This window comes from Phenylobacterium sp. (genome assembly GCF_004297125.1).
Taxonomy (GTDB): Bacteria; Pseudomonadota; Alphaproteobacteria; order Caulobacterales; family Caulobacteraceae; genus Phenylobacterium.
This window is the reverse complement of the sequence record NZ_SCVD01000039.1, coordinates 135,533-162,138: the sequence shown is the minus strand read 5'-3', so window position 1 is coordinate 162,138 and position 26,606 is coordinate 135,533. Positions and strand designations below refer to the sequence as shown.

24 protein-coding genes are annotated in these 26,606 nt (G+C 69.3%); 3 read left to right on the top strand and 21 right to left on the bottom strand.

The genetic code is table 11. The annotated features are described in order from the left end of the window. Position 1 precedes the first annotated feature (1 nt). The 7 genes from EPO51_RS25510 to EPO51_RS25480 are packed head-to-tail and all read right to left on the bottom strand — an operon-like array spanning position 2 to position 5,738. Positions 2 to 421: a DMT family transporter gene (locus EPO51_RS25510; protein WP_293356627.1), complete on the bottom strand. Its 420-nt coding sequence runs from the start codon at positions 419 to 421 to the stop codon at positions 2 to 4. Continuing rightward, on the bottom strand, positions 418 to 1,524 hold the full coding sequence (locus EPO51_RS25505) for a GNAT family N-acetyltransferase (protein ID WP_293356625.1): 1,107 nt from the start codon (positions 1,522 to 1,524) through the stop codon (positions 418 to 420). Before EPO51_RS25505 ends, EPO51_RS25510 begins: the two co-directional genes overlap by 4 nt. Further along, complete coding sequence (locus tag EPO51_RS25500; RefSeq protein WP_293356623.1) at positions 1,517 to 2,350, bottom strand: alpha/beta hydrolase; 834 nt, start codon at positions 2,348 to 2,350, stop codon at positions 1,517 to 1,519. The genes EPO51_RS25505 and EPO51_RS25500 overlap by 8 nt, the downstream gene beginning before the upstream one ends. A gap of 6 nt (positions 2,351 to 2,356) precedes the next feature. After that, complete coding sequence (locus EPO51_RS25495) at positions 2,357 to 2,728, bottom strand: permease (RefSeq protein WP_293356621.1); 372 nt, start codon at positions 2,726 to 2,728, stop codon at positions 2,357 to 2,359. Then, the gene (locus EPO51_RS25490; protein ID WP_293356619.1) at positions 2,725 to 3,633 is read right to left on the bottom strand and encodes an arginase family protein; all 909 of its coding nucleotides are present in this window, start codon (positions 3,631 to 3,633) and stop codon (positions 2,725 to 2,727) included. Before EPO51_RS25490 ends, EPO51_RS25495 begins: the two co-directional genes overlap by 4 nt. Positions 3,634 to 3,655: 22 nt before the next feature. Next, a complete protein-coding gene (locus EPO51_RS25485; protein ID WP_293356617.1) occupies positions 3,656 to 5,047 on the bottom strand; it encodes an aspartate aminotransferase family protein in 1,392 nt (463 codons plus the stop codon). Between the two features lie 19 nt (positions 5,048 to 5,066). Beyond that, positions 5,067 to 5,738 (bottom strand): MtnX-like HAD-IB family phosphatase, encoded by a 672-nt coding sequence (locus EPO51_RS25480; RefSeq protein WP_293356615.1) that lies wholly within the window; start codon positions 5,736 to 5,738, stop codon positions 5,067 to 5,069. 142 nt (positions 5,739 to 5,880) lie between these two features. On the opposite strand from EPO51_RS25480, the gene EPO51_RS25475 reads away from it, so the two are divergent. Next, on the top strand, positions 5,881 to 6,771 hold the full coding sequence (locus EPO51_RS25475) for a glucosamine inositolphosphorylceramide transferase family protein (protein WP_293356613.1): 891 nt from the start codon (positions 5,881 to 5,883) through the stop codon (positions 6,769 to 6,771). Here EPO51_RS25475 and EPO51_RS25470 read toward each other — a convergent pair. From EPO51_RS25470 to EPO51_RS25405, 14 genes are all read right to left on the bottom strand, one after another. Beyond that, entirely contained in the window at positions 6,698 to 7,846 is a 1,149-nt protein-coding gene (locus tag EPO51_RS25470) for a glycosyltransferase family 4 protein (RefSeq protein ID WP_293356611.1), read from the bottom strand. The genes EPO51_RS25475 and EPO51_RS25470 overlap by 74 nt on opposite strands. Next, entirely contained in the window at positions 7,846 to 9,180 is a 1,335-nt protein-coding gene (locus EPO51_RS25465) for a lipopolysaccharide biosynthesis protein (RefSeq protein WP_293356609.1), read from the bottom strand. The genes EPO51_RS25470 and EPO51_RS25465 overlap by 1 nt, the downstream gene beginning before the upstream one ends. After that, positions 9,173 to 10,384 carry a hypothetical protein gene (locus tag EPO51_RS25460; RefSeq protein WP_293356607.1) on the bottom strand — a complete coding sequence of 404 codons (1,212 nt, stop codon included), beginning with the start codon at positions 10,382 to 10,384 and terminating at the stop codon, positions 9,173 to 9,175. The genes EPO51_RS25465 and EPO51_RS25460 overlap by 8 nt, the downstream gene beginning before the upstream one ends. Before the next feature lie 49 nt (positions 10,385 to 10,433). Then, complete coding sequence (locus EPO51_RS25455) at positions 10,434 to 11,465, bottom strand: FecR family protein (RefSeq protein ID WP_293356605.1); 1,032 nt, start codon at positions 11,463 to 11,465, stop codon at positions 10,434 to 10,436. Between the two features lie 91 nt (positions 11,466 to 11,556). Next, positions 11,557 to 12,075 carry an RNA polymerase sigma factor gene (locus EPO51_RS25450; RefSeq protein WP_293356603.1) on the bottom strand — a complete coding sequence of 173 codons (519 nt, stop codon included), beginning with the start codon at positions 12,073 to 12,075 and terminating at the stop codon, positions 11,557 to 11,559. A gap of 13 nt (positions 12,076 to 12,088) precedes the next feature. Beyond that, entirely contained in the window at positions 12,089 to 14,506 is a 2,418-nt protein-coding gene (locus tag EPO51_RS25445; RefSeq protein WP_293356601.1) for a TonB-dependent receptor, read from the bottom strand. 75 nt (positions 14,507 to 14,581) lie between these two features. Then, positions 14,582 to 17,641 carry an efflux RND transporter permease subunit gene (locus tag EPO51_RS25440; RefSeq protein WP_293356599.1) on the bottom strand — a complete coding sequence of 1,020 codons (3,060 nt, stop codon included), beginning with the start codon at positions 17,639 to 17,641 and terminating at the stop codon, positions 14,582 to 14,584. After that, on the bottom strand, positions 17,638 to 18,687 hold the full coding sequence (locus tag EPO51_RS25435) for an efflux RND transporter periplasmic adaptor subunit (RefSeq protein WP_293356597.1): 1,050 nt from the start codon (positions 18,685 to 18,687) through the stop codon (positions 17,638 to 17,640). Before EPO51_RS25435 ends, EPO51_RS25440 begins: the two co-directional genes overlap by 4 nt. Continuing rightward, the gene (locus EPO51_RS25430; protein WP_293356595.1) at positions 18,684 to 20,033 is read right to left on the bottom strand and encodes a TolC family protein; all 1,350 of its coding nucleotides are present in this window, start codon (positions 20,031 to 20,033) and stop codon (positions 18,684 to 18,686) included. The genes EPO51_RS25435 and EPO51_RS25430 overlap by 4 nt, the downstream gene beginning before the upstream one ends. Before the next feature lie 102 nt (positions 20,034 to 20,135). Next, positions 20,136 to 20,837 carry a hypothetical protein gene (locus tag EPO51_RS25425; RefSeq protein WP_293356593.1) on the bottom strand — a complete coding sequence of 234 codons (702 nt, stop codon included), beginning with the start codon at positions 20,835 to 20,837 and terminating at the stop codon, positions 20,136 to 20,138. Between the two features lie 116 nt (positions 20,838 to 20,953). Next, positions 20,954 to 21,592, bottom strand: a complete 639-nt coding sequence (locus tag EPO51_RS25420) for a DUF1345 domain-containing protein (protein WP_293356591.1) — start codon at positions 21,590 to 21,592, stop codon at positions 20,954 to 20,956. After that, positions 21,589 to 22,977, bottom strand: a complete 1,389-nt coding sequence (locus EPO51_RS25415; RefSeq protein ID WP_293356589.1) for a sensor histidine kinase — start codon at positions 22,975 to 22,977, stop codon at positions 21,589 to 21,591. Before EPO51_RS25415 ends, EPO51_RS25420 begins: the two co-directional genes overlap by 4 nt. Continuing rightward, positions 22,964 to 23,641 carry a response regulator transcription factor gene (locus EPO51_RS25410; protein WP_293356587.1) on the bottom strand — a complete coding sequence of 226 codons (678 nt, stop codon included), beginning with the start codon at positions 23,639 to 23,641 and terminating at the stop codon, positions 22,964 to 22,966. The genes EPO51_RS25415 and EPO51_RS25410 overlap by 14 nt, the downstream gene beginning before the upstream one ends. Before the next feature lie 114 nt (positions 23,642 to 23,755). Further along, entirely contained in the window at positions 23,756 to 24,124 is a 369-nt protein-coding gene (locus EPO51_RS25405; RefSeq protein ID WP_293356585.1) for a PepSY domain-containing protein, read from the bottom strand. 618 nt (positions 24,125 to 24,742) lie between these two features. Here EPO51_RS25405 and EPO51_RS25400 point away from each other — a divergent pair. Both EPO51_RS25400 and EPO51_RS25395 read left to right on the top strand, forming a co-directional pair. Continuing rightward, the gene (locus tag EPO51_RS25400) at positions 24,743 to 25,288 is read left to right on the top strand and encodes a cytochrome b/b6 domain-containing protein (RefSeq protein ID WP_293356583.1); all 546 of its coding nucleotides are present in this window, start codon (positions 24,743 to 24,745) and stop codon (positions 25,286 to 25,288) included. A gap of 349 nt (positions 25,289 to 25,637) precedes the next feature. Then, the gene (locus EPO51_RS25395; protein ID WP_293356581.1) at positions 25,638 to 26,327 is read left to right on the top strand and encodes a VIT1/CCC1 transporter family protein; all 690 of its coding nucleotides are present in this window, start codon (positions 25,638 to 25,640) and stop codon (positions 26,325 to 26,327) included. Positions 26,328 to 26,606 lie beyond the last annotated feature (279 nt).

The following is a 26,606-nucleotide window of genomic DNA, read 5'->3' as shown; positions in this document are numbered from 1 at the left end:
CTCACGCCGCGTCCTCCGGCTCGGAGCGGCCGATCAGCCAGATGCCTGAGAGGATGACGACGCCGCCCACGACCTGTCCGGCGTTGGCCGGTTCGTGGAACAGGGTCCAGCCCGCCACGATGATCAGCACGTAACTCACCGCCGACATCGGGAACGCGGCGCTGAGCTTCATCTCGGACAGGGCGGTCATCCAGGCCGCGAAGCTGGCGATCTCCAGCGCCAGCATGGCCTGGGCCCAGTGCAGTTGGACCAGGCGCTCCAGCCAGTCCCAGCCGAAGGGGATGTGCGCAAGCGCCCGCGCCGTCTGCTTGGCGGTGATCTGATAGCCGACGCTGAGGATTGGCAGAGCGCCGCACAGCGCCCACAGCGAAATCCGCCGCCGGACGAGGCTGGGGCCGCCGGCCTGGCTCCAGATGGTCATGCCGCGGTCTCCGGGACGGGGTCGGCGGCGAACAGCGGTGCGGCGAGGCCCAGCAAGGCGTTCAGCACCGGGTTGCGATGCCGGAAGTAGTTGGCGGTGCGCGTGAGCCGGCTGCCCAGCCGCAGCTTGACGCCATAGGCCGCCTGTCCGGCCTGATACCGGGTCCAGCCGCCCTCCAGGCAGAGGCGGATGTTGGTGAACCAGCTCAGGAAGTAGAGGTTGAACGCCCGCCCCCGCGCGGCCTCCATGCAGAAGTACTTGTCGACAAGGGTCGTCCCGTCCTGCAGCAGCAGGTTCGCCGCCAGCAGGTCGGCGCCGTCAAAGTAGAGCACGAACAGCGCGCGGCCCGGCATCTCGCGCAGCACGCCGCGGAAGAAGGCGGGGGTCAGCTCCTCCAGGCTCATGTCGGCCCGGCCACGGGTCTCGGCGTAGAGGGCCATGATGCGATCCATGACGTCGTCGACGTCGGTGCGGACCTCGATGCGCACCCGGTCCAGCGCCCGCAGCTTACGGCGCATGTCCTTGCGCGCGCTGGCGCTGAGCCGCTGGCAGTAGCGGTCCAGGTCCGGGAAATCGATGTCCAGGTGGGCGATGGGCAGGCTGGCGATGGACCGGTAGCCCAGGGCCCGCGCGCCCCAGCCGGGGCGGTCGCCCTCGACCATGTCCTTCACCCCGATGAGGCTGCAGCCTTCACCTCGGGCCGCCGCCTCGAAGCCGGTCACCAGGGCGTTCACCAACGCGCCCCGTAAGGCGGGCTCGACGGACGGCGCGATCCCGATCAAGGCCTTCTCGGTGCAGGGCGAGCCGATGCAGGCCAGCGGCAGGGTGAGGAGGCCGGGGAACAGCCGATCAAGAGCGCCCGCCACGCGCCGGCCGGCGCCGGTCAGCGTGGTCTCCAGCGGATAGTCGGTGAGGAAGGCGGGCGCGGCCGCCACCAGTTCGCCGCGCTCAAACGCCAGGACATAGCGCCAGCGGAAACCGGGCAGGCCCGATCGCTCGATGGCGGTCAGGTAGTCGTAATCCTCGATCTCGCCGGGAAACAGCGCCGCCCACTGCGCCTGCTCGACCTCGGCCAGACTGTCGACGACGCGGACCTCAGGCATCGGCCGGCGCTCCGGCGCGAGCCCGCGCCCCGATCGGCGCGCCGAAGAAGGTGGCGGTGCGCTGGGCGACCAGGGCGTGCTGCCGGTCGACGTGGACCATATGATAGCTGTCGTCGAGCCGCAGCACTTCGGACGGCCCGCCCAAGCCGGCCTGGAGCCGCGCGGCGTTGCGCGGGTGGCTCATGTCGTCCTCGTCGGCGTGAACAATCAGGACCGGGGCCGAGACCTCCGGCGCGATCCGGTCCACGTGACGGCCCAGGCGGTACATCTGGTAGAGCGAGCCCAGCGGCATGCGGTCGATCGCGCCCTCGATCAGGTTGGCGTCCGGCCGCGACGCCATCTCCCGCAGGCGCAGATCCTTCAGGCCGTAGGGATAGGGCTCGGCGAAGCCGATCCGACGGGCCAGCGGCAGGTTGGCGACCAGCTGGATCAGCGGGGCGGCCGTGGCCCAGCGCGGCATGTTCCAGCCGTCATATTCGAAGGTCATGGAGTAGACCGCCGCGCCGCGGATCTCGGGCGCCTCGGCGCAGAGCGCCAGGCCGAGCGCGCCACCCACGCAGATGCCGGCCACATAGACTTCGTCCACCTCGGCGGCGAGCTTGCGATAGGCCTCGCGCGCCGAGTCCAGCCAGTCGCGCCAGGTGCTGCGCAGGAGCGCCTTCTGGTCGGCCCCGTGGCCCGCCAGCAGCGGCGCGCTCAGCGTGAAACCCGCCCGGCTCAGCCGACGGCCTAGCAGCCGCATCTCCGCCGGCGCGCCGGTCAGCCCGTGCAGCAACAGCACGCCCTTGGAGCGATCACGTGAGACCCCGAAACTCAGGTCGTTCATCGGGCTTCAGCCTTTCAGGTCGGAGAGGGAAACGATGGCGACGCCCACGGCCACCAGGCCGGCGCCCATCCGCTGGCCGCGGTTGAGCCGCTCGCCCAGCATGAGGCCAGCCGCCAGCGGCGTGCCCGCATAGGTCAGGGCCATGACCGGGAAGGCGATCGCCAGCGCGGTGTGTTCCAGGACCAGCAGCCAGGCCACGCCCTCCACCGCCCAGAACACGATCCCCATCCATAGGAAGGGGTGGGTGAGCAGCGAGACGACGTAGCGGTCGCGGTCCGCGCGCATCGTCGCGGCCTTGAAGTTGATCTCGCGGCCGATGTCCGTCAGCACGCAGAACAACAGCAGACCGAAGGTCCATGTAGACAGGGGGGCCGTCACGCGCCGGCCTCGCGGAGGAGACGCAGCAGCATCAGATTGGTCGCTTCATTGCGGGCCAGAGCCTCAGGGGACGGCGCCCGCCAGGGCTGGTCGAGCGCCGCTTCGCCCCGCTTCAGCAGCCCCGCCGCAAGTCCCCCGCCGTAGCGGGGTCGCGACCAGTCTCCCACGACGTCGGCGCCGATCAGGCGGCGACCGCGGGTGGCTGCGACGAGGAACTCCTCGAGCAAGGCGGCGGTCATCCGCCCCTGGTCCCAGTTGGTGCCGGCCTCCTCAGGTCTCAGCACATCCTTGTCGATGGTGATGTAGACCGCCTCAGTTTCGATTCGCCCGGGCAGATAGTGGGCGAACGCCCAGGCCCCGACCCCCTCGATCGTAGGCCATTGACGCCCCGCGACCGCGAACGTCCGCTCCGTGGGGCCGGCCCCGTAGGCGTAGAGTTCCAGCCGTCCGTCCGCGACGGCCGATAGGTCGGCCTTCCGTGCCGCCGCGGGACGGATGTCGTTGCTGCAGACCCCGATCGTGAGGACGCGCACGACTTGCGGCATGCGGGCGGCGAGGCTGACCCACGAGCCGCAGTGCGCGCCGGGGCCAAACTTCACCCAGTCCGGATGGTTGTCGAAATGGACGAGGGTGACGGGCGGCCCGCCCGCGGCGGAGACAGCCCGCTCAAGAAGAACCGGCGTGACATGGTGGAAGTCGCCCGATCCCGCAAACACCACCGCCGGTCCGGAGCCGGCGGGCAGAGCGTGAGCGAGACGCTTGCGAAGACGCTCCAGCGGCGCTGGCCGGCTCCATAGACGAAGCCCGGGTCCGAGATCGCGGTAGTCCAACACAAGGCCATCGCCCGCGCAGACCACCTGCCGCAACCGCGCCTGGGGGATCAGCGCGTCATCGAGGAGCAGCATGACAGCCTGCACGGGCGCGCCTTCAAGCCGCGACGCAGCGGCGAAGCAGGGCGTCGAGCAGCTCCAGCGCCTGGTCGATCTCCTCGAAAGTGATCTCCAGCGAGGGGGCCAGGGTGATGACGTTCTTGTGGTAGCCGCCCACGTCGAGGATCAGCCCCATCCGCCGGCCTCCGGCCTCCAGGTCGCCCTTCATGGCCTCCTCTTCCATGCGGTCGAGGAGTGTCTTGTTGGGGGTGTAGCCGTCGGCCTCGCAGATCTCGCAGCGGAGCGCGAGGCCCAGGCCGTCGACGTCGCCGATCTGCGGCCAGCGCGCCTGGAGCGCCTTCAGGCCCTCCAGGAAGTAGGCGCCCTTCTCCGCGACAGAGCGGCCGTAGTCGAGCTCGCCGCACATGCGCAGGGTCTCCAGCGCCACCGCCGTGCCCATCGGGTTGGCGTTGAAGGTCGAGTGGGTGGAGCCCGGCGGGAAGACGGTCGGGTTGATCAGCTCTTCCCGCGCCCAGAGGCCGGAGAGCGGGTTGAGGCCGTTGGTCAGCGCCTTGCCGAACACCAGCACGTCGGGCTGCACGCCGAAGTGCTCGATCGACCAGAGCTTGCCCGTCCGGTACATCCCCATCTGGATCTCGTCGACCACCAGCAGGATGCCGTGCTGGTCGAGGACCTTCTTGATCCCGATGAAGAAGTTCGGCGGCGGGATGACATAGCCGCCGGTGCCCTGGATCGGCTCGATGTAGAAGGCGGCGAACTCGGCCTGGCCGGTCTTGGTGTCGAGCACGCCGTTGTATTCGGTCTCGAACAGCCGGGCGAACTTGGCCACGCAGTGCTCGCCGTACTCCTCCTTGGTCATGCCGGGCGGACCGCGGAAATGGTACGGGAACTCGATGAACTGGGCCCGGTCGCCGAAGTGGCCGTAGCGACGGCGATAGCGATAGGACGAGGTGATCGCCGAAGCGCCTAGGGTGCGGCCGTGGTAGCCGCCCTCGAAGGCGAACATCAGGCTTTTCCCGCCTGAGGCGTTGCGCACGATCTTCAGCGAGTCCTCGACCGCCTGGGCGCCGCCGACGTTGAAGTGGACCCGACCCTTGGATCCGAACTTGGCCTCGATGTCGCGGGCGATGGTCGCGGCCAGCTCGACCTTCTCGCGGTGCAGGTACTGCGAGGCCACCTGCGGCAGCCGGTCCAGCTGGCGGTGGGCGACGGCGTTGAGGCGCGGGTTGCGGTAGCCGAAGTTGACCGCCGAGTACCACATCTGCAGGTCCAGGAACGCCCGGCCCTCGGCGTCGTACATGTACGAGCCCTCGCAGGTGTCGAAGAACTTGGGATGGTCGAGGTAGTGGACCGTGTCGCCCCACGAGCAGTAGTCGGCTTCGAGGGCGCGCAGTTCGGCTTCCGTGGCCGGAGCGGGTGCGTCGTACATTCGGAACTCCTGGAAGATCTCAGAGAGGCGCCGCGCGACCGGCGACGGGCTTGCCCAGCCGCTGCTCGAGGACGCGCGTGACGTCGTCGAAGGTCTCGAACGGGACGAAGGGGCGGGCGCGGGCCGCGGCGTAGTCGGCCAGCGCGGCCTTGGCGAAGAGCAGGTCGGCGCGGTCCGAGACGCAGAAATCCGAGCGGCCGTCGCCCACGTAGACGGTCATCGGCCACTTGGGCTCCGACCAGGCGCCGGACAGCGCGCACTTGCAGACCCCGGAGCCGGCGGCGCAACCTTCGCGGGCCCACGGCTGTTCCAGAGTCCGCCTGACCGGCGTCCCAGCCAGGCGGTTGGCGAACACCGGCAGATGGCCGAGGCGATGGCGCTCGAGGATCCGGTAGATGAAGCGGTCGACCCCGTCGCTGACGATGCTGATCGCCAGGCCGCGCCCGGCGCACCAGGCTACGAAGGCCACGAAGCCGGGATCCAGCTCGACCGTGTCCAGCAAGGCGTCGAGATCGGCGTCGGAGCCGCCGATCAGCGCGATCTGGGCGCGCATGCAGGCGGCGGCGGTGATCCGGCCGGCGAGCCAGTCGTCCTCGATCGCGCGCCAGGCCGGGTCGGCCAGACGATCCAGGACCAGATCGGTGGTGTCGCCACGCGAGATCGTCCCGTCGAAATCACAGATGATATGCATTGTACTCCCGGCGCCCCCCGGCGACTGGGCGGCGGAAACCTCCGCCTTGATCTGATGACGCCACGGTCCGCGGACCGCCTCACCAACTCGCGAAAAAAACCTGCGCGATTGCCCTGGACGCGCCACCTCGCTAGGTCGGGAGATGCCCCGGCGTTCTGATATCTGGCGGATCGGGATCGCCAAGGCGCCCATCGCCATGGCGGCGAGACGCCTTGGCGACACACCGATCCATTGGCTGCCGGAGGGAGCGCCCTTCACGTTTCTCGCCGATCCGTTCGGGCTGTGGCGCGACGACCGGCTGCACGTCTTCGTCGAGGCCTACGACTACCGCACCCGCCATGGGGTCATCGACGCTCTGACCTTTGCGCCCGACCTGACCCTGGTTGCACGCAAGACGGTCCTCCGTGAACCCTGGCACCTGTCCTATCCGTTCGTGGTGGAGGCCGACGGCGAGACCTGGATGCTTCCGGAGGCGCACCGGTCCGGCAGCCTCACCGTCTATCGCGCCGCCGACTTCCCCGACGGCTGGGAGCCCGCCGCGCGGCTGGAGCTCGATACGCCGGCGGTCGACGCCACGCCGTTCCGACACGGCGGCCTCTGGTGGCTGGCCTATGCGCCCTCAGGGTCGCAGGCGATGAAGCAGGGCCGGCTGCACCTGGCCTTCGCCGAGACCCTGACCGGCCCCTGGCGGGTCCACCCCGGAAACCCTCTACGCATCGACCTCGCCAGCAGTCGGCCGGGCGGGACGCCGTTCGTGGATGGCGGCGCGCTGACGTTGCCGGTGCAGGACTGCACGTCGACGTATGGCGGCGCGATCCGGCTATTGCGCATCCACGAGCTGACGCCGGACCGGTTCACATCCGAGGCCGGCCCGCCGCTGGCGGCGCCGGCGAGCGCCGGCCGCTACGCGGACGGCCTCCACACGCTCTCGGCCTGCGGCGACCTCACCCTGATCGACGTCAAGCGGATAGACCGCTCGCTGGGCGGCCTGGCGATCGATCTGGGACGGCGGCTGGGTCGCTGGCGCACCTGACCGGCAAACGCGCCACGATATCGGCGCCCGTCTGGACGAACGAGGCGCCGCCGAAGCGATCGAGCACCCGGGCCCGGGCCGCTGCGCCCATGCCGGCCAGCCGCTCCGGATGAGAGAGTAGCCAGGTCAGCGCCTGGGCCAGCGCGCCCGGGTCGTCCGGCGGCACCACCAGCCCGGTTTCGCCGTCGCAGACGCTGTAGGGCAGCTCGCCCACTGCCGAGACCAGGGTCGGCAGCCCGGCTTGCATGGCCTCGTGGACCGCGATGCATAGTCCCTCCGACCGTGACGGCTGGATGTAGAGGTCCAGATCGGCCAGGAACGCCTTCGGATCGGGCTCGAACCCCGTGAGCTTGACGTTATCGAGCCCCGCTGCGGCCAGCGCCGCCTCCAGGTTCGCACGCTCGGCGCCCTCGCCGGCGATCCGCACCTCGAACGGGACGATGGGCCGGAAGCCCTGGGCCCGCAGGCGCGACAGCGCGGCGATCAGGACGTCGTGGCCCTTCACCGGGTGCAGCCGGCCCAGGGTCCCCAGCTTCAGCGGCGCGCCCGGCCGCCAGGGCCTGGCGCGCGGCGCGTCGGGGTCGGCGGCGAACAGGCCCCAGGTCATCAGGCGATCGGGCGGCACGGCTAGGCGCTGGCGCGTCAGGGCCGCGACGCTGTGAGAGTCGGCGATCCACAGCGTCGAGAGGTGCTGGAAGGCGCGCAGCAGGAGGCGGTTCGCGGGCTTCAGGAACGCGGCATGCTGCCAGCTCACCACCGGGACGCGCTGGCGCCGCCCCACCTGCTGGCCGAGCAGCGTGGCGCGGGTGAGCGAGGTCCAGATGACGTCGGGCCGCGCCTGGACCATCTGGGCTTCCAGCCAGCGGAAGGCGGCCAGGTGATCCGTCTCCCCGCCGTGGCGGACATGCACCCTGAGCCCGGCGGCCTCCATCGGCGCGATGGCGCGGCCGTCGCGGCGGGACAGGGCATAGACCTCGACCCTCGCGTCGCAACCCTGCAGCACGCGGGCCACCGCCGGCACCGGCAGGGCCGCGCCGCCGCCTTCCACCGAGTTGATGATGTAGGCGATACGCATCAGGCTCGGGTCTCCGCGACGAGCAGATCGGCCCCGCGGGTCTCGCCGTGCACGGCAACGGCCAGCAGGCCGACGGCCGCGACCGCCTGGAGAATGGCGAACGCTGCGGCGCCGCCCAGGCCCAGCCACGCCAACAGCGGCGGCAACAGCGCCAGCAGACCGACGCAGCTCAACAGGTTCGCCCGCACCGACAAGCCGGGGCGGCCCAGCACCGTCAGCGTGGCGCTGAGCGGCGGCGCGGCGAGCTGCAGAGCTCGGGCCAGCGCCAGCCAGAGCATGATCCCCGCCGCTCCGGCGAACGCGGGACCGGCGACCGTCGTGGCCACCCACGGGCCGAAGAGGCCGATCAGGACGCAGACCGGAGCGGCCGCCAACAGTGCGATCCCAATCGCGGGCCCCAGGGCAGCGCGTATGCGGGCGCCGCGATGGCCCGCAGCCGCCAGCCGCGCCAGCTCGGCGTAGGCCGCCTGCCCCAGCACGAGCGCGGGCTGGGAGATCACGACGGTGGCGCGCTGCGCCACGGCATAGAGACCGGCCGCGGCAGGGCCGAGGATCCAGCCCACCGCGAGCGGCGCCGCGCGCCCGGCGAACTCCGAGAGGGTCACATCGGCGTTGGCGCCCCACATGAACCGCCACAGGCCGGGGTTCTCCGCCGGCACGCCGCTAAGGCCCGACCTCAAGTCCCGCCAGGTGAACTTGCCCCTGGCCGCCCAGGCGCCCAGCGCCCACATGGCGGCCCACTCGGCCAGGGCCGCCACCAGCCAGGCGATCAGGAAGCCGCGCAGCCCGGCCTGAGCCGCGACCGCGATGCCGGCGCCGGCCAGGCGGAAGAGGGGCGCCACGACGCTGTGCGCGCCCAGCAGGTCGAAGCGCCCGGCAAGCTGGAGGTATCCGGCAGGGGTCGCGCGGATCGAGGCCAGAACCGCCAGGCTGTACGGCAGGGCGAAAGCGATCGCCGTGGGCGACCAGCCCAGCTTCTGACCGACCCAGGGCGCCAAGATCGCCGCGATAGCCACGGCCAGCACCCCGGCCGCCATCTCGACCACGCCCGCGAAGGCCAACAGCCGCGTGACCCGGGGCCGGTCCCCGGCCTCCAGCGCCTGGGCGCCGTAGCGCACCACCGCATGCCAGCCCGGGAACTCGATGAGGCCGCCCACGGTCATCACGTAGGTATGAACCAGGACAAGGACGCCATATTCGGCCGGCCCCAGCTCCCGGGCGGCGATGGCGATATAGACGAGGCTGACGACACCGGCCGCGGCCTTGCCGCCCAGCAGCCGTCCGAGATTGCCGTAGATGCGGCCGACGACGCTTCCCCGGCACGCCTCAGGCATGGGCGACCCGTCGGCCGGCCTGGGGCGCGGCCAGCCCTGGCGTCGACAGCCCCGCGAACCGGGCCACAGCGCGCGCGGCGCGCACAGATGAGAGCTCGTCGGTCAGGTCGAAGCTGGCGTCGAACATCGCCTGCTGAACGGCCCGGTAGCCTCGCGCGTGTTCGCGATGAGCGCCCTCCAGCGCCACGCCCAGTTCGCTCGCCGTCTCGATCACTGCGCCGGCCTGCCAATGGGCGAAGTTCGCATCCCCCTGCCAGGGCAGCCGGTTCGGATTCAGGAACACGCAGGGCCTGGGCTTCAACAGGAACTCGTAGACCTGGCTCGAGGCGTCGCCGAGGTAGATATCGGCCCGGTTGGTGTAGGCCATGGTGGTGGAGGCCCGGCTGCCCAGGTCGATGTGGATGTTGGGCGCGCGCAGGTAGCGCTCCTCAATCCGGCCAGGGCGGTCGATGCGCAGCTTGTCGATCGTCAGCACGAACGGCCGCTCGAACAGCATGACGTGCGGCGCGAAGATCAGGTGAAAGTCGTCGCGCTCGACGAACCAGTCCAGCACCTGACGGCCGGCTGCGTACCAGGACGACAGGTGCGCCGAGACGTGGGGGTTGTAGAGAACTACTGGCCGGCCGTCGTCGATCAACGGGCGCACATTGCCGCCGCCGGCGACGACATCGAACTTGGGATAGCCCACGACCGAAATACTGGCGGGATCCACGCCCGCTTCGCCCACCAGGCGCTCCCGAATCTTGGGGCCTGAGACCAGGACGTGGTCGAAGCGGGCGCTGGCCTTGTCGAAGCCGATGGCGCGGTCGCCCGCGCCGTGGCGGGTATGGACGATCTTCAGGTCCTTCAGCCCATGGCGGGTCTTCAGGATCAGCGATGTCTTCTCGGCCACCACCAGAATGTCCAGGCTGCGGAAGAAGTCGAGGTTGTCGCCATACACCAGCAGCTTGGTCGCCGGCAGGACGGCCTCCAGCGCACCCTTCGCCAGACGGCTGGTCCGGCGTTTCAGGCCCAGCTCGACCATGCGGATGGCCGGTCCGATCAACCCTTCCCCCAAACGGATGACCTCTGCGCTCAGCCGGGCATTGGTGGTGGCCACCACGATCTCCGCGCCCGAGCCGGCCCGCGCGAGCGCGAGCGCGATCGGCAGGCTATGGGCGACCTGATGGACCTGGTCGTGATTGAAGAGGAATCCGATCCGCATACGGAACCGACGCCGCCAACCCGCGACTCCCTCAAAACATTCTTGGCGCCTAGCGGCGGCGGATCACATAGCCCTCGCCGGACGGCTCCGCGCGGACCGGCGCGAAACCCTCAAGGCGGCGCAGGACGGCGTCGTGTCCGTCGAGGACGAGCACGCCGGAGAACCGAAGCTCACCGGTCTTGGCGTCCGCGACGCGCACCGGTGTCCCCAGGCTGCGGCTGAGATCGGCGGCGACCTTGGAGAGCGGCGCGGCCTCATAGACCAGCTGCCCCCGGGTCCAGGCGAAGGCATGATCCGGCGTCGTCTGGACGAGCACCGGTCGGGCGTCGCGGTGGGCGCTCATGCGGTAACCGGCGGCGACGCGGACTGGCTTCGCCGTCGCGCCCGCCCGGCGGACCTCGACCACGCCGCGGCGCACGGTCAGGTCGAAGTCGCCCTCCCGCTGCCGGAGGTTAAATTCCGTCCCGACCACGCGCACGTCGCGCTGACCTGTGGAGATCACGAAGGGGCGCGCCGGGTCGTGGGTGACGTCGAACACCGCCTCTCCGTCGGCGAGTTCGACATGGCGGGCCTTTCGCTCCAGGCGGACGTCGAGGCGTGTGCCGGCGTTAAGCCAGACGTGGCTGCCGTCCGCCAGGGTTACCTGCCGTGTCTCGCCAAGGGGCGCCGTGAAGGTCTCGCTCGACGCGCCGGACCATTGATTCACGCCCACCACCGCCACGGCGAGGCTCGCCGCGAGCGCGGCGCCGCCGAGGACCCAAGTGCGCCGCGAAGACCCTTGGCGGCTCGCCGCGCGACGAGGGGTCGCCAGATCGAAGCGTCGGCGCAGTGGCGCGGCGACGATATCGTTCGCTGCCACCTGCGCGGTCGGCGGTGTCAGCGCGGCCGCGGCGTCTTCCACCTCCACCCAGGCGCGTTCTACCCGATCATACGCGGCCTGGTTCGCAGCTGATTCCCCCAGCCACGTCTCAAACGCCAGCCAGTCGTCCCCGGTCGAGGCGTCGTCCTGCAGGCGCACGAACCAGCGGGCAGCCACGTCGGCCGCCTGTCCCCCGCCCGTCTTGTCGCTTCTGCCGCTCATCGACCCGCCACATGCGGCGCCCATTTGCGCGCCGTCCCACGAATATGACGCCGCCGCGCGCCGCGCGCCTCACAGATTCCCAACGTCCAGGTCATATCTGCCGCTCCGCCAGCCGCCTGAGCACCGCCATCACATGCTTTTCCACGGCGCTGCGCGAGATCCCGAGCGCCAGGGCCACCTCAGCGTGGCTAAGGCCCTGAAACTTGTGCAGGTTGAAAATCCGTTGCGTGGATTCCGGCATCTCCTGCAGCACCGCCACGACCGCGGCCAGGCGTTGGCGAGCCGCCAAGGCGTCGTCGGCGGCGGGTGCTTCTGAGATGTCTTCGCCGCCGACCAAGGCGCCGTAGGCGTCGCGCCATTCGTGATCGCGTGCGCTCGCCCGCCGTTCGCCTCGTATGCGGTCCAGCATCAGGTTGGCGCCGAGCCGGTAGAGATAGCCCGCAGCGTTGCGAACCTCGGCAGTGGGGTCCACGGCCTCGAGGCGAAGGTAGATATCCTGGACAAGGTCCTCGCCGGCCGCCGGCGATTTCAGGCGCAGAGTGAAGAACTGCACGAGATCCGCGCGGCGCTCCAGATAGGCAGCCAAAAGAGCGGAACGCGGGTCCGTCATCGGCGCTGTTGAATTAGAAGCGGCGTCGCAAGGCAAGGCCGTAGGTTCGGGGGGAGAGCGGCGTCGCCTGGATCGCCCGGGTGCGGCTGAAGGGATTTCCGTAGGCGAAGGTGTTCCCCCGCTCGTCGGTGACGTTGGCGACATAGGCCTCGACCTGCCAATCGGGGTTTTCGAGGCGCGCGGCGATCCGGCCCTGGGCGTAGTCGCCCATGGCGGACGCGGTGGCCCCGTCGAAAGTGAGGAAGGAGCGGCCGACATAGGCCGCCTGTGCGGTGAGTTCGCCGCGCCAGTTCTGCGGAAGATCGAAGCCATACGCGACGGAAGCGCCGAAGGTGCGGTTCGCGACCCCGGGCAGACCGACGTCCACCTTTGCCGGAAAGACGTCAGCGGCGCGGGTCAGTTCCGGACCGTTGAAGAGTCCGTTGACTCGCAACGTCCAATGACGATCCGGGCGCCAGGTAGCCTCGAACTCCGTTCCGATGTTCTTGCCGTCGCCGATGTTGAGCGTCAGCGGCAGGCCGGAGGGGCGGAACTGATCGGTCTGCACGTTCCGCCACAACGCCTTGTAGACCGCGGCCCGCAGGGCGAGCCGCCCCGCAAAAAGCCGCGCCTCGCCACCGGCTTCGTAGCTGCGCAGCCTGTCGGGGCGGAATCCTGTCACCTCCGGACCGCCGGCCATGCCATCGGCGGCGGCAGGCACGTTGAAACCGCCGGCGCGGTATCCATCCTGAGCTTGGGCATATAGGACGAAGTTCGGCGAGAACGCGTAGCTGAGCCGCGCCTTCGGCGCGAATCCTTGATCCGATAGATGTGCGGCAACGTCCCTCAGGGGCCTCGCCGCCAGCTCGAAGTCGCCCGACCACGTCTCGACCCGAGTTGCGAACAGCCGCCCGCCGAGCGTTAGCGTCAGCGGCGGCGCGAGGTCATACGCCACCTCCCCGAAGACGGCTGCTTCCTTCAGGCGGTCGCGGCGTGCGTAAAGTGAGGCCTTTGCGCCGCCGGAAAGCGTCGCCTCCAGCACGCCACCGCTTCTCTCCAGCGACGAGGAGCCGAAGGCCCCCAACAGCCAGCGAAGGCGGCCCTCGCCATTGGAGGTCAACAAGGCCTCGGCCACGAGCAGCCCCACCCGCTGCGCTTCGTCGAAGGCTGCGATCCGATCCGGCGCCAGACCGAAGGTCCCGCTAGCGTCGTAACGGGTGGCGAGGTCGTGATCGATGTACGCCGCGGACATGCGCAGGCCGTAGCGCGAACCTTGTCGGTTCAGACCCACCGCGACCTGTGTGAAGTCGTTGTCGTGCGGCTCCAGGATTCGCGCCGCGCGGCTGAGAGTGTCTCCGCCCTGGGTATATTGGCTGTCCGACGTCAGGATATCCTGGCGTACCCAACTCGCCCGGGCCTGCCAGCCGCTGGCCAGGTCAACCAGTCCCGAAACCCGCGCGCCGCGGCGCTTTCCATGGTTCACATCGTCGAGGCCCAGACCCGGGTTGTCGAGATATCCCGCCAGATCCTCGGTGTAGGCGACGGCGCGCACAGCCGCCTGCCCGCTCAACAGTGGAATGTTGACCATCGCTTCGGCGCCGAAGGAACGATCGCGGCGCTCGTTGAGGACCGCCTCGCCCTGCACCCACGCAGCATAGCCTTTCGGGTCTGGGGGCCGCGGTACGATCCGAACAATGCCGCCGATGGAGCCGGAACCGTAGAGCGTTCCCTGAGGTCCGCGCAGCACCTCGACCTGGGCGATGTCCGAGAGCCGTAGGTCAGGGTCGGGGGCGTTGTAGCTGATGGGCGTGTCGTCGAGATAGAGGCCCACAGTGGATTGCGTCCTCCCGGTGAAGGCGCCGTCCGACAAGCCGCGAATGAAGAGTTTGTTTCGGCCGGGCCCGAGGTTCGTCTCCGCAACGGCCGGGATCTGCAGAGCGAGGTCCGCGAAGCTCTTGGCCCCCAGGCGCTCCACGGCCTGCCCGTCGAGCGCGGTGACTGCGAAAGGGCTGCCCCGCAGCGGTTCGGTCCGCTTTTCGGCTGTCACGACGAGTTCGGCGAGGTCTGTTTCGTGAGGAGCCGCCTGCGCGACCACGGGCCGGGCCGGGGGATCGACGGCCTCGATGCGGAATGCGCGGGCGTCGATGCGGCTGAAGCCGCAGCCGGGCGGCAGCAGGCGCCGCAGGGCGACGCTGGGCGGCATCAGGCCGAGGACGGCTCGGCTATGGCCGGAACAGCCGGGCGCCGGAAAGCCGCCCACCGAAACGCCGCCCTGCACGCCGAACCGCACCAGGGCGGTGTCGACCGGCTCCGCGGGCAACCGGAACAGCCGCGCGGGCTCCGCGTGCGCGAGGTCGCCAACGAACGAGATGGCAAACGCTGCGCACCCCCAACGCCACACTGTCATCCGCGTCGTCGATCCTCCGAAGGCCATTTCAGCGCTGGCTCGCATTCCGCCCCGCCCCCGCTCGCGGCGATCCCGTGGGACCACCTCCAACGCGCCCGCGGATGTCGGGATTTGAGCGCCTCATGGACCCGTCACAGCGGTGGACCGTCCCGCTGCCGGCACAAGGGCCGCGTAGAGCACCGGCATGAACACGAGGACCAGTGGGACCCCTGCGAGGAGGCCCGTGATGATGGCGATGGCGAGGGGCTTCTGCATGGCGGACCCCGCGCCCAGCCCAAGCGCCAGCGGCGCCAGCGCAAGCATGGCGATCAAGGCAGACATGAGAATGGGGCGTAGCCGAGCACGGCCAGCCTCAATGAGTGCGTCGCGTTCACGACGGCGACCTTCGGCGATCTCTGCGAAGTAGAAAACCGCAAGCTCGCCCACGATGCCGATGACCATGGTAAGCCCCATCATCGCGGAGATATTGAGCTCCGTGCGTGTCAGCCAGAGACCCACGAAGACGCTGCTGGCGGCCAGCAGCAACGTCGTTACGACGCTGACCGCGACGGCCCAGCTCTCGAACAGGTAGAGGATAAGGAGCCCCACCAGGACGAGCGCGGAGACGAAGACCAGCATGAGGTCGCGAAAAGACTTCTGCTGCTCCGCATAGAGACCGCCATATTCGACCCGCACGCCCGGCCCAAGGTTCAGGGTTGCAATCGTGCGTGAAACCTCGCGCATCGCCGATCCCAGGTCGCGCCCCTCGAGACGGGCTGTGACCCCCAGGAACGGCTGCAGGTTCTCGCGCGTGATCTGCGCTTGTCCCGGCTCCACGCTAACCTTGGCCACGCGCTTCAAGGGCAGGAGATGTCCGTCCGCCGCGCGCAGCTGCAACTCTCGGAGCGCCTCGACCCGCTCCCGCGAAGCGGTCGGCGTCCACAGTCGAACGCCGACCATCTTGTCGCCTTCCTGGATCTGACCCACGCCGGAGCCGCCCACCAAGTAGGACAGCTGACTGGTGATCGCCTGCGGGTCCATGCCTTCGAGCGCGGCCGCGGGACGATCGACGGCAATGATGATGGCGTCGCCAGCGACCCGAAGTCCGTCGTTGACCTCCACCACCCCGGGGATCTTGCCGAGCGCCGCGGCCACCTGCGGCGCGGCGCCGCGCAACGCGGCGGCCGTTGGCCCGAACAGCTTCACCTCGATCGGCTGCGGGACCGCCGTCAGGTCGCCGATGAGGTCGGCCAGGAGCTGGGCCGTCTCGACCGTTAGCCCTGGAACCTCAGCATCGATGCGGGCCCGCACCTCCGCTGTCACCGCCTCGATGTTGCGGCGACGGCCACCCTTGAGTTTCACGAAGAAATCGCCCTCGTTGGCTTCGGTGAGGCCGCCGCCCAGTTGCAGGCCAGTGCGTCGGGAGTAGCTTTCGACCTCCGGCGTGGCGCGGAGAATCCCCTCGACCTGGCGCAGAAGGCGGTCGGTTTCGGCGAGCGAGGTGCCCGGCGCGGCGTAGTAATCGAGAATGAAGCCGCCTTCATCCATGCGTGGCATGAAGCCGGAGCCGACCCGGGTGTAGGCGAGGCCTCCCCCGACGAGCAGGACAAGGCTGACAACGAGCGCAAAGCGGCCCGGACGGCGGAGCGACCGCTCTAGGAGGGTTGCGTAGCGCCCGCCCAGCCGATCGATCGCGGCGCCCGCGCGCTCGGCGGCCTCGATGTCCCGCGTCCTCACCCACGCGCGGACCAGGATTGGCGCCACGAAAAGCGAGAAGGCCAGCGAGATGACCAAGGACGCTGACATGGTCACGGCCAGCGCCTTGAAGAAGCCGCCGGTCACACCGCTCAGAAACGCGAGCGGGGTGAACACCAGCACCGTGGCGAGGCTCGACCCCAGCAGCGGCCGCGCCATCTCGGCGGCTCCCGACAAGGGCGAGGCGATCGGATCTTCCTCCCGTCGGGCTTCCTGCAGACGCCGCATCATGTGCTCAAGCATGACCACCGCGTCATCGACGATCAGGCCGACCGCGGCGGCCATGCCGCCCAGGGTCATCATGTTGAAGCTCATCCCCAGGAGAGCCAGCAAGATCGCGGTGGCCGCCAGGACGCTCGGGAGCAAGAGGGCCACGATGAGCATGAAGCGCAGGCTGCGCAGGAAGAGGAACAGCACGGCGCCGGCGAGCACCGCGCCCAGCAGGATCGCGTCGCGCACACTGCCCGCAGCCGCTGTGACCAGCTCGGACTGGTCGTAGAAGGGCACGATACGGACGTCGGGAGGGGTCTGGCCGGTATGTTCAGCAAGGCGCGCGTTGACGGCCTTCACCAGGGCCACGCTGTTTGCGCCGGGCGTCTGGCGGATGTTGATCAGCACGGCGTCGCGACCCTGGGATGTCACCCTCGTCCACTCCGGCGCGTCCCGCGTCACGACCGACGCAATATCGTCGAGCTCCACCAAGCCTCGTGAGCCCGTCTTGACGACGGTGCGGCGCAGGTCCTCCACGCCTTGCAGGCGATTGTCGGCAAGCACCAGATAGAGCCGGTAGCGATCCTCCAGCCGGCCGGCGGCCACCACGACGTTGTTGGCCGACAGCGTCCGGGCGAGGTCCTCCATCGAGAGCCCGAGCGCCTGGAGCTTCGCCGGATCGGCAAGGACCTGGTACTCCTTCTGTCGGCCGCCAAGGACCGTGACGTCCGCCACGCCAGGGACGGCGGCGATGATCGGGCGAAGGTCGTAGTAGGCGAAGTCCCGCAGGCTCACCGGGTCGCGCGTGGGCGACACCAGCGCGAGGCCCAGCACGGGAAACACCGTCGGGTCCATGCGCCGGACCTCGAAGCGCGCCCCAGCCGGCAGATCGGGCAGCAGCCCGTTGATGGCGGACTCGGCCTGCAGCGTCGCCGCCACCATGTCGGCGCCCCAGGCGAAGTTCACCGAGACCTCCGCCGTGCCGCGACTGCTGGTGGACCGCAGGCTCACCACGCCGGGAACGCCGCGGAGGGCCTGCTCGACCGGTCGCGTGACCTGGCTGACCATCTGATCGACGGCACGGTCCCCGGCGTCCACCGACACCACCACTCTCGGGAAGTCGATCTGCGGGAACAGGCTCACCGGCATGCCAAGTGCGGCGCCCAGTCCCGCCGCCGTCAGAAGAAGGAAGGCCAGGACGACGGACCGCGTGTGGGCGCTCAGCCACCGCGTCATGGACGCCCCCCGGCCGCCGGAGTCGCCTTCGCCTCCGTGACTGCCATGCCCGCGGCCAGCGAGGCGCCGCCGTCAACGACGACGCGATCTCCGGAACGAAGCCCGTTGACGACCTGCACCCTGTCGCTCTGCTCCACCCCGAGCTGCAGGTCCCGGCGCACCGCCTTACCGCCCAGCACGACGAAAGTGAACGGGCGCTCGCCCTCGTAGAGGACGGCGCGCCGCGGGATCACGATGGCGTCCGGCTGCACCCCCAAGCTGATCTCCGCCCTCAAGGTCTCGCCCGGCAGGAAGGGGCCGGCGGCCGGCAGGTCCACGAGGGCGGCGGCCAACCGCGTGCCGGCGTCGACCCGCCGGTCCACCGACGCGATGCGCGCGTTGAGCCGCGCTCCGCCTTCGTGCATGCCCTCGAGCACAACCGGCGCCCCGACCCGCAGGCGCTGGGCGTCTTCGACCTCGAGGCCGAGGCGCGCGTTAAGGCGTGACGTCGCCCCGAGCGCGGCGACGGGCGCACCGGCGGCGAGGAGCGCCCCAGGTGACGCGGAGAGCGTATCCACCACGGCGGCCCGTTTCGCTCGCAGGACGCCGCCGGCCGCGCGCGCCTGCAGGCTTCGGCTCGCCGCCGCGGCCGTCGAAGCGGCGCTGCGCGCCGCCTCGACCTCCGCGTCCGACGCCAGGCCGTCTGCGCGCAGCCGGCGCAGCCGCTCATGGTCGCGCGCGGCCTGGCCGCTTTCGCGTGCGAGGCGGTCGAGCTCCAGCCGGGTCGTTGGGCTTGGCGCAAGGCTCACGATGGGGTCTCCTGCTCGGACCGCCTGCCCCACCGCGACATGCACCGCAGAGACCTGAGCTTCGAAGGGCGAGGTGAGGGCCTCCATGGCGGCCGGATCGAACTCCGCGGCCCCATAGGCCGTCAGTGTCTCGCCGATGGCAGCGATGATCGCCGGCGCCGTCCGGACGGTGGCGGTCGGGTCCGGCGGTGGCGCCGGCGCGGGCTTGGAGCAGCCCGCAATGGCGCAGATCATGGCGATGCTGAGCCACCTGCTCATGGGCGCGACCCCAGGAGGCGCCCGGTCGCGAGCTCGATGGAGCTCCACTGCTCGGCGAGCGATTGGTCGAGTGCGGCCAAGGCGATCTCCTTATCGGTCAGGCTCTGACGCGCGGTGTCGGCGACCACGTCGGCGACGTCGCCTCGCGCGGCCGCGCGCTCGAATCCCGCAACCAGCCCCCGCAACGGGCCCAGCTGTCCGACAAGATCGGCGCGCTGGCGGCGCCCGATCTCGTAGGCCTTGACGAGGGCGGCGAGGTCGGCGCGGGTCTCGAACAGGCGAAGGTCATACTCCGCCTTGAGCTGGGCGCGAGTGGCGCGCGCCACGGCGATGGCGCCCTGGTTCCGGTTGAACACGGGCAGGTCGAACGTGACGGCTGGACCGAGCGTCCTTACATTTCCCGTATCGCGTGCCGCGTTCACGGTCAGGTTCAGCTTCGGGTATTGTGCGAGGACGGCGCCTCTCAGCCCGGCCTCTTGGGCCGCATACCCGGCGCGAAGCGCCTGCAGATCGAGCCGCGCCTCGCGGGCGAGCGCGAAGAGTTCGTCGTGAGCGGGCGACGGCCGATCCACATAGGCTGGCAGGACGATGTCCAGCTCGGTAGCGGGCGGGAGCCCCAGAAGCTTGTTGAGTTCGAGCCGCGCCGCGCTGAGGTCCCGCTCGGCGGCGCGCGCCCGATCGGCGGCGTCCGCCGCGGCGATCCTTCGGGCTTCCAGGTCATTGCTGTTCAGGTCGCCCCGCGCCACGGCGCGCAGGGTGCGATCCAGCACCTGCTCGGCCACGGCTCGCGAGCCTTGGCTGAGGCGCACCGCGCGCGAAAGGCCGGCGATCCTTGCGGCCAGCAGCCGCGCCTGGAAGGCGGTCTGCCACTCCTGCCAGGCGACGTCGAGGCGGGCCTGGCGGGCCTGCGCCCGCGCGGCGTCGCGGGCTGGCCCTAGCCGGTAGAGGGCGGAAACATCGAACCCGAGAGCGGCAGCGATCGCGTTGACGGCGCCAGGCGCCGACAACGGACGATCGAAGCCGAGCGACAGCTGGGGATCGGGCAGGAGTCCGGCCTCGAAGACCTGGGCTTCGCTCACCCCCGCCCGGGCGCGCGCCGCCTTGAGGGCCGGACTTGCGACGACGGCGAGCACGCCCAGCTCCTGCGGCGAAAGGGGCTGGCCCAGGTCAATCGCGACGGGCGTCAGGTACGGATGCGAGAGGCGCCCCGCACGTTCCACCAACGTCGCAGCGGGGGGCGTGGGAGGCGCATCCTTGGGCAGCGGATCAGCCCGATAGGTCGCGCAGGCGCTCACCAGGGCGGGAACGCACAGCACAGCCGCCGCTCGCAGCGGTCTTCCTCTCATCGGCTCTCCTGTCCCCGAACTCAATTCAGTAGGCGTCGAGAGATTGGCCGCGCCTGACCCCGACATTGCAACGACGTAACCTTCCGGACGCAAGCTCTTCGATCAGCGGCGCGCCAGATGTTCCTCGAGCAGGTCGACGAGGGCGAGCTCCGTCGCCGCGGCGTACTGCGCCAAGGCCGGGTTCTTCAGGCGCGCGCCGTCCTCCATTCCCCCGAGGGCCTCTTCGAATGCGCCCTTCAACCCATTCGACCGGACTGATCCGGAGATCTTGCTCCATTCAGCCCGCGCCTCGCGAACGCTGGCCGACATGGCGCCCCAAGCGGCCGGGCGGGACTTCAGCTGCGCAGAGTATTTGAAGCCAGCATAGTCCAGCAGGCTGACCGGAACCGGGGCCTTGGCCGTGGCGGGGTCCTGCGCCATCACTAAGATGCGATAGGCCTCCATGGACGACAGCGCGGTCCGGGCACGGTCCTGGCGGTGGATCAGGTCCGGCAACCGGGTCGTGATCTCGTCCAGCTTGCCGGCGGCTGCAGGGCTGAGGCGCAGGCGGGCGGGCGCCACCTTGGTCCGCGCCTCGGTGAGGATCGCCTCCAGCGCCGCCGGCGAGGCGTCGAAGGCCTGCTCGGTCAGGGCCTCGAACGGCTCGGCCGCCGCAAGCAGGGGATCCTGCGCCGCCGCGAAGGGCGCCGCCGCCGCTGACGGCCGCTCGGCCGAGGCCGCCCTCTTGTCGGCGGGGCCGCTGCAGCTCGCGATGGCGACGGCGCCCGTGGCGGCAAGGGCGACAAGGAGGATTTGACGGTTCATTTGACCAGCGGTCTCATGTCGCGAGATCACGGCGATCTGGCTTCAACACCTACTTTGGCGGCCGCTGCCTCCGCACACGATGGCCGGCGCCATACAAATTGTCCACGATCGCCCGGTCAGCGGGCGCCCTGGAGCACGCTAGCGGCAACGCCGAGCATCAGCGCGACCAGCACCGTGTTGAACACGAAGGCCAGAAACGCGTGGCAGAGCACGACCGTACGCATGGGCCGGTTTGTCGTCACGACATCCGAAACCTGGAACGTCATGCCGACGACGAATGCAAAGTAGGCAAAGTCCAGGAATGCTGGCTCCGCGCAGTCTTCGGGGAACCGGAGTCCGCGAAACCCGGCAAGGTCGGGGTCGTAGTACAGACGCGCGTAATGCACAGCGAAGACGGTGTGGAGGACAAGCCAGCCGCTAAGCAATGTCAGTCCGCCCATAAGAAGACGCCCAGCGCCAAGCCCTTCCCCGAGCAAGAGGCCGATGGCGCCAAGGCTGGATAGGACCGCAACCGAGACGACGGCTGACATCACCCATGGACGCCCGTCCTCCGAACGCGCCCATCCAGGCAGCTTCGCGGGCTCGAGAGCCAGCCCGTGAGACCAGGTGAGCGCCAGGTAGATGAAGGCGCCGAGGTCCCAGCTCGCGGCGGCGCGGGCAGCAAGGCTCCAGCCGGGAGGCTCGAACCAGACAGCGGCGAGCCCCGCAGCCGCGGCGAGCGCGAGCCGTCCACGGTGCTGACCCAGAAAACTCAACGCTCGCTCCGGGCGCCGCTCGGCCCGGCCCACGCCGCGGGGAATCTCGCGCGCACGATCAGCCCCGGTCGGGCGTCGTCGAGCTCTAGGCGGCCGCCATGCAGCTTGGCCACGGCGCTGGCCAAGCTGAGGCCCAGCCCGCTGCCCGGCGTCGTCCGGCTTGTCTCGAGCCGAACGAAGCGCTGCAGCACCCGCACCCGCAGGTCGGCGGGCACGCCCGGCCCGTTGTCGGTGACCACGATGAGCCGTTCGTCCTTGATTGTGGCGGTCGAAACCTCGACAGCGGATGGGGCCGGCGTATGCCGAAGCGCATTCTCCACAAGGTTCACCAGCATTTGCGTCAGCAACTCGCGGTCGCCGGAGATGACGGCTCCTGGCGCGAGGGCGCCGCTCACCAGGCGGCGTCCCCCCTCCTCAGCTGACGGCGCGAACGCCTCCACCACCGTGAGCGCGACGTCCGCGAGATCGACCTCTCGGAATCCTGCGCGCCGGCTGCCCGCCTCCACCTGTGCGATGCGCAAGAGCGCCGAAAACGTCTCCAGGATCGCGTCGGCATCCGCGACGGCCGCGGCGACCCCTCTGTGATAGCTGTCGCCGTCCTGGGGCTCCGCCAGCAGCGCCTCCAGACGCTGCCGAAGTCGCGTGAGCGGGGTGCGAAGGTCGTGCGCGATGTCGTCGGACACCTGCCGCAGGCTCGCCATCAGGCCTTGGATGCGGTCCAGCATCCGGTTGAGGGTGGTTGCGAGATGGTGCAGGTCGCGGTCGCCGCCTTGTCCGGGCGGGATACGTCGCGACAGGTCGCCGTCGATGATGGCTTCGGCAGTGCGGGTGATCGTGTCCACATGCTTCAGGAAGCTCCGGCTGAGCGCCCACCCCCCGAGCGCGCCCAGGACAAAGACCACCAGCACGGCGCCGGCGAAGGCCCGCAGAATCGCCTCATCCGCCTCTTCGATGCGGGAGAGGTCGTCGCCCACGATCAAGTAGCCTTCCGAGCCCAGAGGCAAGGTCAGCGCCAGGATCGATTCGGCCGGGTCGTCTTCGTGCGCGGGTTCGGTGATCCGCGACCAGCCCGCCAGACGATCAGGCCGCGGGAGGTCGCCCGCAAGCACCTCGCCCTTGGCGTTCTCCAGCCTGTAGTCCAACGCGGCCGGGCCCCGCGAGCGGATCTCCACCAGCTGGGTGATCTCCCCCAATCCGCGTCGCGCGTACGTCGCCGACAGCTCTTGCGCCTCCGTCCTCACGCGATCGCGGAACTGGTCCTCCAGAACCTGGTGGGCGCTAAGGAACACCACGACGCCGATCACGGCGACGGATCCCGCGAAGAGAAGGGTGTAGAGCGCCGCAAGTCGGAAGCGCGTGGTCTGGAACGCCTTAAGCCGGGGCACGGAGGATGTAACCCGAGCCACGGACGGTCTGGATCAGATCCGCTCCGAATCCGCGGTCGACCTTGGCGCGGAGTCGGCTGACGTGCGTCTCGACGATGTTGGTCTTGGGATCGAAGTGAAACTCCCAGACGTGTTCCAGGAGCATGGTTCGGGTGACCACGCGGCCCGCGTTTCGCATCAGGTACTCCAGCAGGCGGAACTCGCGAGGCTGAAGCTCAAGCCTGCGACCGGCCCGCGTCACCGTGCGGCTCAAGAGGTCCATCTCGAGATCTCCCACGCGCAACACCGTCTGCACGTCCTGTGGTGGCGGACGCCGCGAGAGGGCATGGACGCGCGCCAGAAGTTCCGCGAAGGCGAAAGGCTTGACGAGGTAGTCGTCGCCGCCCGCCTCGAGGCCTTCGACACGGTCGTCGATTCCGCCCAGGGCCGTGAGCAGGAGAATGGGCGTCTTCACACCGCTCGCCCGGACCGTACGCGTGATCGCAAGCCCGTCGAGTTGCGGCAGCATGCGATCCAGAATGATCACATCATAGCTTTCTCCGGCCGCCAGCATCAGACCGTCGCGGCCGCTCGCGGCGTGATCAACGGTGTGTCCGACTTCCATCAGGCCGCGACGAACGAATCCGGCGGCGTCCACGTCATCCTCGACGAGCAGGATTTTCATCGGCACATCCTAGAGCTCGAGCCGAACAAGGGAAGACGCGCCGGAGCAGCAGCTCCGGCGCGTCGCGCGGGGAGAGGCGTCCTGGGGGCGGAGACGGCCTCTCTCTTCGGCGGATCAGTCCCGATCCACGCCGCGTTCGGATCCCTCGTCGCCGTCCTCCGCGTCGCCCCCGGTCATCTTGGTCACCGCCCCGCTTCGGGCGTCTACCGTCACCTCATGCTCGGTCGAGCCGGTCAGCACGGCCACCTCGTAGACCACGGCGTCACCCTCCGCCTCGAGCGCGGCCTCGACAGCCCGCCCGCCGGCGTGTCGTTCGGCGACTGCGGCGGCCTGGCCCAGGCTGATCTTGGCCTGAGACAGAGCCGCCGCGTCCGACCGGTCTTCGCTCGGCGCAGTGCCAGACGCCATGGCGGCCCAGGCTGCGCCTGCGCCCGCGGTGGCAAGGACGGCCGAAGCCGCCGCGATCATCAATTTGCGCTTCATTGGAATCTCCGTGGCGATCGCATCCATGTGCGTGACCGACGAGATGCCATGGCGCACCCTTCGAGGGCGTCTCCGGAACTATACGATTTGGTCGTCCGCCAAGCGGTGGCCTACGCCGACTAAGTTCGCCGCCCGATCCAGAAGACGGAAGCTTGGCGCGCGGGTGGCGATGAATGGCATAGATGAGCTCGCAAACGAGCTACACCGCGCCTGGCGGTAGGTGCGTGAGCCTGCAGTCGGGTCGTGGCTCGCGTCACGATGCGGACCGAACGGCAGCCTGTGGCGAGAAACGCGTAGCGGCTGACGCTGGAGAAGATGGCGAGGGTCGCGACTCCCGCATAGCTGCTCGGCCGCCAGCGCGGCGAGAACATCGGAACGATCTCCGCCGTCCGTGCCTCAAAGCCGGAGCATTGCTCATCTGACATTCCTCTCCAACTCCTCGGAGCATGGGTGCCGACCGAACGAGGGAGGATCAGCGCCTCAGACACGCTACCGGGTCATCACCGAAGGGCGCCTAGAGATCTCTGTTGGGGCGAGGGGGAGCCCATCACCCGTGCGTACAAGACTCAGGTGACAACTGAGGATCGCAACTTGGCTGACGAGCCCCCAAAGAGCCCCTTGACCAGGGGCCTGCACCTTCTGCTGCTCTTGGCTGTATTGCATCAGCTGGTCATCAGCAACTTCATGAGCCGCCCGGATTCGGGGAAGCCTGAAAATCTAGCGTTTGAGCTGCACGAGTATGTTGGCCTTACAAGCTTTGCGATCGTGCTCGTCTATTGGATGTGGTCAGCTGCGCGCCGTCGTGAGGTCGGCTTCAAGGCGCTGTTTCCGTGGTTTTCACCCGCGGCGGTTCAAGCGGTCTGTCGTGATTTCGTTGAACACATTGGCGCTTTGCGGCGCCTTCGATTGTCCGAGGTGGGCCATCGACCGTTTCCGATCGCCGTACATGGCCTGGGCTTGGCCTCGGTCACCGTGATGGGCGTTACCGGTACGCTCAGTCTGCTGGGCGCAGTCCCGGCAGGCATTCGCGAGGCGGGGCTTTCGGTTCATGGCGCATTCGCCAACTTGGTGTGGGCTTACCTGATCGGGCACGCCAGCCTGGCTGTCCTGCACGAGCAAGCGGGGCACAGGCTGTTCCGCAGGATGTTTTCGCTCCGTCCGTAGGCTCAACAGTTCGTTTTCCAGCGTCCGAGGCTGTTCATGCACTCTGATATAGGAACCACGCGCCGCCGCTTCGTCGCCGGCAGCGCCGCCGTCGGCCAGCGAACGGCCTGCGAGGCCATGCTGGCGAGTATGGGCTTGGGGGCGACCCACGACCATGCTGCGGAGAAACCGGGTGGTCCCGGCCCCATGGCGATGACCCACGCCCAGTTTCGCCAGATGCTGGGAAATAGCATCAGAAGGGTCGCAGAGGCTGCGCTTCCTCTTTGTCGGACTGGCCTGTGCGACCGTGGCGGCTGCGATTCGGAACGCACCCGCTTGCGAGTGCCGATGTGGCTTAGAGGAAAATGCCGTGAGACATTCTGAGGTACATCTCGTTGCGCGGATCGGCTGGCTGCGCGCAGCTGTTCTGGGGGCAAACGATGGGATCGTGTCTACCGCCAGCCTGATCGTCGGGGTGGCCGCGGCTAGCACCGGCTCAGGCAGCGTGCTCGTGGCCGGGGTGGCGGGATTGGTTGCCGGCGCGATGTCTATGGCTGCTGGGGAATATGTCTCTGTAAGCTCCCAAGCCGATACCGAGGCCGCCGATCTTGCGCGGGAGGCTGGGGAGCTGGAGGCCGATGTCGCGGCAGAGACACACGAACTAGCCGCTATCTATGAGAAGCGGGGCCTGGACCCGGACCTTGCGCGGGAGGTCGCAGCGCAGCTCATGCAGGTAGACGCGCTCTCTGCGCATGCTCGCGATGAACTCGGCCTTGTCGAGGACACGGCGGCGCGCCCAATCCAGGCGGCGCTAACCTCAGCAACTACATTTTCCCTAGGGGCTGCGCTGCCTCTATTCACCGCTGTCGTCACGCCGAAACACCTTCTGATCCCCGTCGTCTTCGGTGCGTCGTTGGCCTTTCTGGCGCTGCTTGGCGGCGTCGGCGCACGTGCGGGCGGCGCCAACATCGCAAAGGCGACAGTTCGGGTGGCGTTCTGGGGGGCCTTCGCGATGGCTACCACCGCGGCGATTGGGGCTCTATTGGGAACCGCAGCCTGACCGGTCGTTCTTGATAGTTCTGTAACGTGAATCGGGACAGCGGTGCCGGCTCGGAGAGTTAGCTGTGTACCGAGCCTAGCGGAGGTGACAGGAAGGGGCGGAGATCGCAGCCGCCTTGACCACGGACCGAAGCGCCGATGGGTACGGCCCGAGGCCTGCTCGTGCAGGATCGATCATGACCGGACAAAAGGCCGCTCGACTTTCGCGCGTCGTGGGCTTGAGGACTGAGGGGTGAGGCACCCCTCAGTCCTAGCTCAGCCGACGATCAGCACAGCAGCC